7 protein-coding genes are annotated in these 6,391 nt (G+C 63.1%); all 7 read left to right on the forward strand.

What is annotated here, in order from left to right; all coding sequences use genetic code 11:
- Positions 1–105: 105 nt before the first annotated feature.
- The 7 genes from B5483_RS16405 (at position 106) to B5483_RS16435 (ending at position 6,339) form a co-directional block, all read left to right on the forward strand.
- The gene (locus tag B5483_RS16405) at positions 106–1,557 is read left to right on the forward strand and encodes a surface lipoprotein assembly modifier (RefSeq protein WP_079731161.1); all 1,452 of its coding nucleotides are present in this window, start codon (positions 106–108) and stop codon (positions 1,555–1,557) included.
- Between the two features lie 79 nt (positions 1,558–1,636).
- Positions 1,637–2,230 (forward strand): biliverdin-producing heme oxygenase, encoded by a 594-nt coding sequence (locus tag B5483_RS16410; RefSeq protein ID WP_079731162.1) that lies wholly within the window; start codon positions 1,637–1,639, stop codon positions 2,228–2,230.
- A 79-nt stretch (positions 2,231–2,309) separates the two neighbouring features.
- Positions 2,310–2,666, forward strand: coding sequence for a YbaN family protein (locus B5483_RS16415; RefSeq protein ID WP_425435052.1), 357 nt, complete (start codon positions 2,310–2,312; stop codon positions 2,664–2,666).
- Positions 2,656–3,513, forward strand: coding sequence for an energy transducer TonB family protein (locus B5483_RS16420; RefSeq protein ID WP_245829318.1), 858 nt, complete (start codon positions 2,656–2,658; stop codon positions 3,511–3,513). The genes B5483_RS16415 and B5483_RS16420 overlap by 11 nt, the downstream gene beginning before the upstream one ends.
- A complete protein-coding gene (locus B5483_RS16425) occupies positions 3,510–4,166 on the forward strand; it encodes a hypothetical protein (RefSeq protein ID WP_139384039.1) in 657 nt (218 codons plus the stop codon). Before B5483_RS16420 ends, B5483_RS16425 begins: the two co-directional genes overlap by 4 nt.
- A gap of 512 nt (positions 4,167–4,678) precedes the next feature.
- Positions 4,679–5,128, forward strand: a complete 450-nt coding sequence (locus B5483_RS16430) for a DNA -binding domain-containing protein (RefSeq protein ID WP_176168082.1) — start codon at positions 4,679–4,681, stop codon at positions 5,126–5,128.
- 416 nt (positions 5,129–5,544) lie between these two features.
- Complete coding sequence (locus tag B5483_RS16435; RefSeq protein WP_079731166.1) at positions 5,545–6,339, forward strand: ArdC family protein; 795 nt, start codon at positions 5,545–5,547, stop codon at positions 6,337–6,339.
- Positions 6,340–6,391: the final 52 nt, after the last annotated feature.

The following is a 6,391-nucleotide window of genomic DNA, read 5'->3' on the forward strand; positions in this document are numbered from 1 at the left end:
GGCGCCTCTGTTTCCCGGCCATTCCCCTTTCTTCCATCAGGGCTCCCGCATTTCGTGACGACTTATCGTGCCCAATTTCTTTACCGGCTTGCCTGGAGCCTTGCCATGTCTAGCACCTTTGCTGGCACCGCGGCCGCGCAGACTTCGGGCAATGCCGATACCCGGCTGCGCCTCGACCAGAGCCTCGATAATCAGAACGCCGAGGTCGAACGGCAATTGCTGAAGGATGCCGACGATCTGGACGGCGTTCCATCGACCATCGAGATCGATGGCAAGACGTACGCGGTCGCCAATACGGTCAGCGATGTCGGCGAGGCGCTCTATGTCGCCGTTGCACGCAGGCAATGGCCAGACGTCCGGCGCTTTCTCCAAGCCTATCTGGCATTCGAAGATCGTGACCTGATGCTTGTCGCTTATGCGCGGGGGGCGCTTGCGCGGACTGCCGGCAAGCTGACTGAAGCAGAACGCCAGTACCGGACACTTCTTGGCCTGCAGCCCGATTTCGTGCCTGGCCAACTTGAGCTGGCGCGCGCGCTGTTCGAGAACCACAAGGATCGCGAGGCGCGCCATCTGTTCGAAGCCGCCCGCGCTGCCCTTTTGAACGAAGGCGACAAGGCGACGGGCGTCCTTCGGACCATCGACAGCTTTACGCAAGCTCTCGCCAAGCGGCGCGGCTGGCAGGGCTCGATCGCCTTGGGGCCGGGTTACAGCAGCAATCTCAACCAGTCGTCGGCCAGCTATACCTGCCTGCTCGCAGGAGAGGACGGTACTTGCCTCATCGACCGCAAGGTGCCCGATCCGATTCAGGCGACGGGCATCAACTTCGAGAGCAGCATCAGCCGCCGCATTCCGCTTCGCGGACACAGCGGCATTAACGGGCGCGTGCTGTTCTACGGTGATATCTATCCCGACCATGGCAGGTACAGCCAGACCACGCTGACGACCCAGCTGGGCTATGATTATCGCACCGCCCGGACCAGTTTCACGCTGTCGCCTTCATTCGACATCGGATCGCTTGGCCCGGATATCCTCTACGATGCCGTTGGCATCCGGGCGGAAACGATGGTCAATCCTTCCGCGACGACTGCAGTCCGGATTGAACTCAGCCGTCGCTGGTTCAACTATCGTCTGCCGTCTTACCAGGATCACGATGGTGCACTAACCGAAGCCTTGCTGACCGGTTGGAAAGTGCTCCCGCACGGCTGGACGGTGTTCGCTGGGCCAGACTTCACCGCCAAGGAAGCGGATGATCCGGTCAATGCCTACCGCCAATATGGCTTGCGGCTCGGCGTGAACAAGCAGTTCGGGCAGGCCGTCAACCTGCTCGCCTTCGCTTCGCTGCGGCAGCGCGATTATCGCGCCTATAGTGAACTGCTGGAGGCCAAGCGCCGCGATCGCGAACAGAATTATGTCGCCAATGTCCGGTTTCTTGCGCTGCGTTTTGCCGGCCTGACGCCCAGTCTTCTTGTCCAACACAGCCGCGTCAGCAGCACTGTCGACTGGCTTTACTCTTACCGAAAAACCAGCCTGGCAGTGAGGATGGACTATGCCTTCTAACGTTCGCCGACCCGGCCCCGCGTCCTGCTTTCAGGCTGCTTGCCCCAGCCCCTCATCTTTCATCGCAACAGGAGCATCTATGACGACTGATATTCTCGAACCTTCCCGCGCCAAGCGTTTGAAGGCGCTTACCCACGAAACCCATGACCGGCTCGACAAGTCGATCGTGGCGGCCGCTTCCTTCGCTACCGTCGAAGGCTATGGCCGGTTCGTCACGGTCCAGTATCTTTTCCATCGGGACATCGACGCGCTGTATGACAATGCAGCCTTGCAGGCGCTTTTGCCCGGCCTGTTGGAACGGCGGCGCCTGCCGCTGATCGCCGCCGACCTTGCCGACCTCGGCCTAGCCATTCCTCATGACGACACGCCACCGGCGTTTTCGGCGACCGATGTTATAGATATTTCTGCGGCGCTGGGCTGGCTCTATGTGGCCGAAGGGTCGAACATGGGCGCGGCCCTACTCCGCAAGGAAGCGGCCAGGATTGGCCTTTCCGACGAACATGGCGCACGATATCTCGCGCCTGCCGCCGAGGGCCCCGCGGCGCACTGGCGCGCGTTCACCGCGGCTCTCGATGCGGCGGAACTTTCTGCCGAGGAAGACGCCCGCGCGGTGGCAGGTGCGAATGCCGCATTCGCACGTGTGCAGGCACTGGTCGATGCCCACATTGGCTGAATCTGGGGCTGAACCCGGCACTAAGCCCACGACCGAAGCCTTGCTCCGGCGCGGGCGTGTAGTCCGATCCGGCTGGCTGGTGCTTGGTCTGTCGCTGGTGGCTGTGGGATTTGTCGGCATCTTCGTGCCGCTCCTCCCCACCACTGACTTCATGCTGCTGGCGTTGCCCTGTTTTGCGAGGTCTTCACCTCGGTTGGAAGCCTGGCTTCTGAGTCACCCACGCTTCGGCCCCAGCCTTCGCGCGTGGCGGGAAACTGGCGCCGTTCCGCGTCACGCCAAGGTTGCGGCCTGCATCGGCATGACGGCTGGTTACGGGCTGTTCTGGCTGCAAGTGCGGCCGAATTTGGGTCTGGCCGTCGCGGTGGCGGCGGGGATGCTGGCTACCGCCATATGGATCATCCGCCGTCCGACGCCGGGGATCAGCAATGAGGGATAATCTGCAACGGGTGCCGGACGATGAAGGCGAATTGCTCGCCAGCAACATCGCCATGGTTTCCTATCGATTTGATCAACGTACCGCCGAAGGCGACAAGGACGATCCGACCAAGGCCAATTATGCCGTTCCAGGCCATAGCCGCTATTGCGATCAGCCGATGGACTGGCGAACGCGGCTGTTCGGAATCGCCGGCACTGCGGCGGTTGCCGCTCTTGTGTTGGGATGTGCGCTTTTTACGTGGCAGGTTGTGCATCCGATGGTCGTTGCGCCGTCCGCTCCATTAGTCGTCGAATTGCAGCCTCTCGCAGCGCCTCCGGAGCCGCCTCGTGAGGTTGCCACTGGTCCAAAGCAGGTTGAACGACAGGAAGATCGACCCAAGCCAGAGCCCGCAATAGTGGCACCGCCGCCGATGGTGCAGCTTCCCCAGACCACGTCGTTGATGCGCGAATTACGCGAGCCAGTGGAAGCGGTGATCGACCCCGGTCCGCCCGTTCCCGAAACCACAGCGCCCAAGAGTGTCGCAGCGCCTGCCGCGACCAACCTTTCCAGCGACACGAAGCAGAAGTGGGAAGCACGGTTGCTGGCGCATCTGGAACACTATCGCCGCTTTCCCTCGCGCGCCCGCGCGGCTCGCCAGCAAGGCACGGTGCAGATCCGGTTTCGGATGAACCGGACCGGTTCCGTCCTCACCGCGTCGGTGCTGCGAAGCTCCGGCTTCACGACATTGGATCAGGCGGCTCTCGACACATTGAAACGGGCACAACCCTTGCCCGCCATTCCCAAGGACATGCCCGACGAAGTCGAACTCACCATCCCGGTCGAATTCTATCTGGGTTCACGGCGATGAACTTACGCGAAGGGTTCGAGGAGCGGGATAATTTCCATCAATCGACCGGCCGCCGGTGGGGGTTGGCCGCGATGACCGCCCTGCTGACGAGTTGTGGCGGCGTCCAGGATGCGACAGAGAGCAACTTCCGCGCGGCCCTGCAAAGCTGGTTCGACGAGCATGGCGAATGCGTGAACGTCGGCGACATGCCCGCGAAAATCCGTGTCGGCACACATTCCCGCATCAGGACAGGCTATGAAGCCATGGTCGCGGCGGGCTTGCTGACGATCGAGAAAAGGCGGGAAGAGCAGCCGTCCTATTCGGGCAAAAATCGGCTCATCGACTATCTCGTCTACCGGCCGACCAGTGAAGGTGCCAAATTCATCGGCAAGGCGGCCGACGCCTCTCTTGGTCGCAATGAGCTCTGCTTCGCTCGGCGCCACGTTATCGAAGTCATGTCCTGGACGCAGCCCGGTGAGTTGATGGGCCTGCGTGTTTCGCAGGTCCGCTACAACTACCGGCTCGACGATATTGCGCCCTGGAGCGCCGACCCCGGCCTGCGCGCGGCCTTTCCCAGAATGGCGAGGGCGGTGAGTATTCGGCAGGGTGAAGACAAGGCTTCACTGATATTGACCAACGAAGGCTGGCGGCATGAAAAAACTTTCCGCCGATAGCCGTACTCCACTGCCAATCTATCTGAACAATCACCGGATTTACGGGGAGGAGCACCTTTGTTCTTCACGGTGTCTCGCCGTGTCTTGAGGTAGTCGCGGTTCACCACGATGGCTGCCCTCAATCCGATCCGTCCATCAAGGACGCAAGGGGAGGACCGCGCACATGCGGGCAGAAACGCCGGATGCGCCAGCACGCGACTGGAGAGACGGGTCGACCTATCGCCCGCTCTTCCAGCTCGGCCGCGCAGCCGTCGATTTCGCGTTTGCCCGCCGCCATGCCGAAATGGCCGATCTGCCGGCATCGCCTGTTCATGAACATATTCTGCGCCCGAATCCGCCGATCCGTGTTTTGACTCTGACCGGCGGCGAGCCCGCGTCACGGGGGCTTCGATTTCGCCGAGGACGCCGACACCGGCCTTGCCTTCTGGCGGGCGGATCGCGATCCGACAGTGCTGGAAGCTAGGGCACGCAAGGCTGTCGCCGGTGACGCCAACGCGCTCGATTTTCGTGACTTGCCGCTCAGCATCGCTGTCCTGCGGGATGGCGGGACAGAGCATGTGCTGATCGCCGATGGACTTCGTCATGTGCGGCTGCAACTGCACGGTGCAACGATCCTGAACGGGCCGGTGAGGCTCGCCTTCACGGTGCCGTCGCTGCGTCACGTCCTTCCCCAGATTCTCGGGCTGCGGCGACTGTCCGCTCTCTGGCGCCTTCAACGTTTGCCGCGCCCGCTATTTCCTGCCGACCCGGTCGTAGCCCGCAGAGTCCAGGCGCTGCAGGTGCTCGATGCGCGCCGCGCCGGGGCGGGCCAGCGGGAAACCGTCATCGCCGTTCTGGGACCGAAAATGGCCGACGCGGTGAGCTTCGATTCTTCGCGCAAGAAGATCGGACGGCTGCTGAAACTGGCCGAACAGCGTGTCGAGATTGGATATCGAAGATTCTTGTCGGATGGAAATTGGTAACGCGAAGGCTGATGTCCATGGCGTCCCGTCCGCGTGCGGACGGTCGCGCTCTATTCCGCCAGGCTCCTGTCGTCGCCAGGCTTCACCGGGCCGCGTGCCACGCGTCCCGGCCATTCGGTCACGATCGCTGACGCGTGCCGGGGGCGTGCCCGCCCCCGGTCGGTTGCCCGGCGCGCCGATGCGCGCCGGCGTTTTCGGGTTTGCAACCCCTTGGGCGCGGAGGGTGGTCGCCGCGCCCTGATAGGCCCGCAGCGGCGGGCGGCAAGCCTGCGCTCCGCTTGGCTGCTTCTCTTCGTTTCGCCCCGCCTCGGGTGCCGCCCGCCGCTTGGGCGCGGGCCTTTCTGGTCGCTCCTGCCGCCCACCCCCCACGCCCGGCGGGTTTGCGGTCGGTTTTTGGCCAGTGAAGGAGGCTAGGCATGGGCTTTTCCGGCAAACGGCGCGCGCGTGGAGAGGGCAGCGAGGACAAGACGCAGCCCCGCGCGAACCTTTATGACGAGGTGACGCGCAAGATCATTTCCGAACTGGAGGCAGGACGCTTCCCGTGGGTCCAGCCGTGGGATTCTCATGTTGCAGGCGGTCCCGGCCTGCCCATGAACGCGCTCACCGCCCGGCGCTATTCCGGGGTCAACGTGCTCTTGCTTTGGGGTGCGGCCATCGAGGGGGACTATCCCACGCAAAACTGGCTCACCTTCAAGCAGGCGAGGCAAGCAGGCGGCAGCGTCCGCAAGGGCGAGCGCGGAACTTGTGTTGTCTATGCCGACCGCTTCATTCCCGAGACCGAAAAAGCCAAGGCGCAGGAAACCGGCGAAGACGCCCGCGCCGTTCCCTTCCTTAAGCGGTTCACCGTCTTCAACGTGGCGCAATGCGAAGGGCTGCGCGAAGGGCTGGCATCGCAGGAAGCGCGCTTACCCGAACGCGAGATCGTCCCCCATGCCGAGGCGCTTATTGCCGCCACGGGCGCGGATATTCGCATTGGCGGCGGGGAAGCATTCTATTCGCCCGTTGGTGACTATATTCAGGTGCCCCCGCAACCGGCGTTCCGCGATCAGATCAATTTCTATCGGACGGCCTTCCATGAGCTATCGCACTGGACTGGCCACCGCGCCCGGCTGGACCGCGACCAGACCGGCCGCTTCGGGTCCAAACCCTATGCGCGCGAAGAATTGTGCGCCTTATCTGGACAGTCTGCGCCGCCCGCAACATTGCAGTAAGGTCGGCGATGGACGCCCACGGTAGGCAGTAATCAGGCTGGCCGTAGCGCTG

Source organism: Novosphingobium mathurense (assembly GCF_900168325.1).
In the GTDB taxonomy this organism is placed as follows: domain Bacteria; phylum Pseudomonadota; class Alphaproteobacteria; order Sphingomonadales; family Sphingomonadaceae; genus Novosphingobium; species Novosphingobium mathurense.